Source organism: Shinella sp. GW835-FHT14H05, from assembly GCF_058793575.1.
The window spans coordinates 1-2,545 of sequence record NZ_JBXAFY010000038.1 but is presented as its reverse complement, the minus strand read 5'-3'; the positions used below and the strand labels follow the sequence as shown (position 1 = coordinate 2,545).

General features: G+C 61.7%; 3 protein-coding genes. All 3 read left to right on the top strand.

Annotated features, from left to right (window positions below; translation table 11 throughout):
* Positions 1-77 precede the first annotated feature (77 nt).
* Positions 78-479 carry a transposase gene (locus tag AC1Q6Z_RS35220; RefSeq protein WP_288081970.1) on the top strand — a complete coding sequence of 134 codons (402 nt, stop codon included), beginning with the start codon at positions 78-80 and terminating at the stop codon, positions 477-479.
* Positions 476-820 carry an IS66 family insertion sequence element accessory protein TnpB gene (tnpB, locus tag AC1Q6Z_RS35215; protein ID WP_109462507.1) on the top strand — a complete coding sequence of 115 codons (345 nt, stop codon included), beginning with the start codon at positions 476-478 and terminating at the stop codon, positions 818-820. Before AC1Q6Z_RS35220 ends, tnpB begins: the two co-directional genes overlap by 4 nt.
* 75 nt (positions 821-895) lie before the next feature.
* On the top strand, positions 896-2,536 hold the full coding sequence (tnpC, locus tag AC1Q6Z_RS35210) for an IS66 family transposase (protein WP_492650745.1): 1,641 nt from the start codon (positions 896-898) through the stop codon (positions 2,534-2,536).
* Positions 2,537-2,545 lie beyond the last annotated feature (9 nt).

The following is a 2,545-nucleotide window of genomic DNA, read 5'->3' as shown; positions in this document are numbered from 1 at the left end:
GTAAGCGTGTAGGCGATCCCACGTAGCGCGTTTGTTCGCGGAAGCTCATTTTCTGCATGAATCATGCGGAGAGTCATATGAGCGACAAGGTGAATCAGGTTCGGACATTCGAAGTTTTGACGGCGACGCCGTCGCGACGTTCGCCGCGGCATTGGTCTGATGACGAGAAAGCGCGGCTTGTGGCGGAAGCTTTTTCGCCCGGAGGGACGGTTGCGGAGGTTGCGCGCGCCTATGAACTGGACGTGTCGCAACTTTATGCGTGGCGCAGGAAGGCGCTTTCCATGGGGACGATGGCGCCATTGACGGTGCCATTGGGCGGTCGAACCATGATGGAAAGCGAGCCGGCGAAGTTCACGCGCTTTGAGGTGAGCGGCGGCGCGACGGTGGAGATTGTGGTTGGCGATATCGTCATCCGGGTACGCGGCGATATCGATCCGGATCAGTTGGCGGGCATTATCGGCGCGGTGCGCAAGGCATGATCGCTTCCGGCGTTGTGGTTTACGTGTCTTGCCAACCGGTCGACTTCCGCAAGGGAGCCGCATCGTTGATGGCGTTGGTGCGGGATGGCGGCCTCGACCCGTTCAATGGCGCGCTTTACGTCTTCCGGTCGAAACGGGCGGACCGTGTCCGCATTGTCTGGTGGGACGGCAGCGGGGTCTGCCTCTATTCAAAAACCCTGGAAGAGAGCAGCTTCTGCTGGCCGGGCATATCGGCGGCGCGGGTGCGTCTCGACCATTCGCAACTGATGGCGCTTCTGGCCGGAATGGATTGGAAAAAGATCCGTCCAGCCAAGGTCCGGCGACCGCTGCTGACGGGCTGATACCGGCCTGCGGCAAGATGAATCATGTCGCGGGAACGCTTGGGAAAACGGCCGCTTTTGTGCTCTATTCCTCCCATGGTTTTGCCTGTTTCCGAATTGCCAGATGACGTCGATGCGCTGAAGGCGATCGTCCTGGCGATGGCGCGCGAGCAGGCGGCAAACGAGGCGCGGATAGCGGTTACAGAAGCTCGGCTCGTCGCCTCCGAGGCAGAGGTTATCCGGTTGCAGGCGGTCGAGGCGGCGGCCAACGAGCGGATCGCTAACCTCACGACGATCATGAAGGTCCTGCAGCGCACGCAGAATGGCACGCGGTCCGAGCGATTGCACCTGGCCGTCAATGACGAGCAGGTGTCCTTTGCCTTCGAGGAGGTCGAGACGGGTCTTTCGGCGATCCAGTCCGAGCTTGATCGCGCTGCCGGGGACAAGCCGAAGCGTGCGCCGCGTCCGCGCAAGGGCTTTGCCGCTCACCTCGAACGCATCGAGGAGATCATCGAACCGGAAATCCCTGCTGAATGCGAGGGTCTGGAAAAGGTGCTGATCGGCGAGGACCGCTCCGAACGGCTGGATGTCGTGCCGCCGAAGTTCCGGGTCATCGTGACGCGCCGCCCCAAATACGCTTTCCGGGGGCGTGACGGCGTGATCCAGGCTCTGGCACCGGCGCGCATCATCGAAGGCGGCCTGCCGACGGAGCGGCTGCTGGCCTATATCGCGGTCTCCAAATACGGCGACGGCCTTCCGCTTTACCGGCAGGAAGCGATCTATCTGCGCGATGGCGTCGAGGTCAGCCGGAACTTGATGGCGCAATGGATGGGGCATCTGGGCTTCGAGCTTCAGATATGCGCCGACTACATCCTGGAGCGCGTCAAGGAAGGCGAGAGGGTCTTTGCCGACGAAACGACGTTACCCACCCTTGCGCCCGGTTCGGGCAAGACCATGAAAGCCTGGCTTTGGGCTTACGCACGCGATGATCGGCCCTATGGCGGAACCAGCCCGCCGATGGTCGCCTATCGCTTCGAAGACAGCCGAGGTGCGCAGTGCGTGGCGCGGCATCTCGTTGGCTTCAATGGCATCCTGCAAGTCGATGGATACACGGCCTACACCAGCCTGGCCAAGACGCGGGCCAAAGGCGGTAACAACGAGACGATCCAACTCGCAGGCTGCTGGGCGCATCTGAGGCGCAAGTTTTACGACCTGCACATCACCGGGGTCTCGCAGGCCGCGACGGATACGGTCGTCGCCATGAGCGCGCTATGGAAGGTCGAGGATGAGGTTCGCGGCAGGGACGCCGATACCAGAGCGACGCTGCGACAGCAAAAGTCCGCAGTCATTGTCACCGGCCTCTTCGATCTGTGGGAGAGAGAGCTGCGCAAAATCTCCGGGAAATCCAAGACCGCCGATGCGATCCGCTATGCGCTCTCCCGGCGGGACGCGCTGGAGCAGTTCCTGGCGGACGGCCGTGTCGAAATCGACTCCAATATCGTCGAACGCGCGATCAGGCCTCAAACAATCACGAGAAAAAATAGTCTATTCGCCGGCAGCGAAGGTGGTGGACGCACCTGGGCGACATTGGCCACTCTCCTTCAGACCTGTAAAATGAACAGCGTCGATCCGCTCGCCTGGCTCTGCCAAACCTTGACCCGCATCGCTCAAGGCTGGCCCGCGTCTGACATCGAAGCCCTCATGCCCTGGAACTTCAGGTCCGACGCCATCGGCTGACCGCTTACG

Coding starts and splice junctions, on each gene's coding strand:
- AC1Q6Z_RS35220 (WP_288081970.1), top strand. CDS start 78: ATGAGCGACAAGGTGAATCAGGTTCGGACATTCGAAGTTTTGACGGCG.
- tnpB (WP_109462507.1), top strand. CDS start 476: ATGATCGCTTCCGGCGTTGTGGTTTACGTGTCTTGCCAACCGGTCGAC.
- tnpC (WP_492650745.1), top strand. CDS start 896: ATGGTTTTGCCTGTTTCCGAATTGCCAGATGACGTCGATGCGCTGAAG.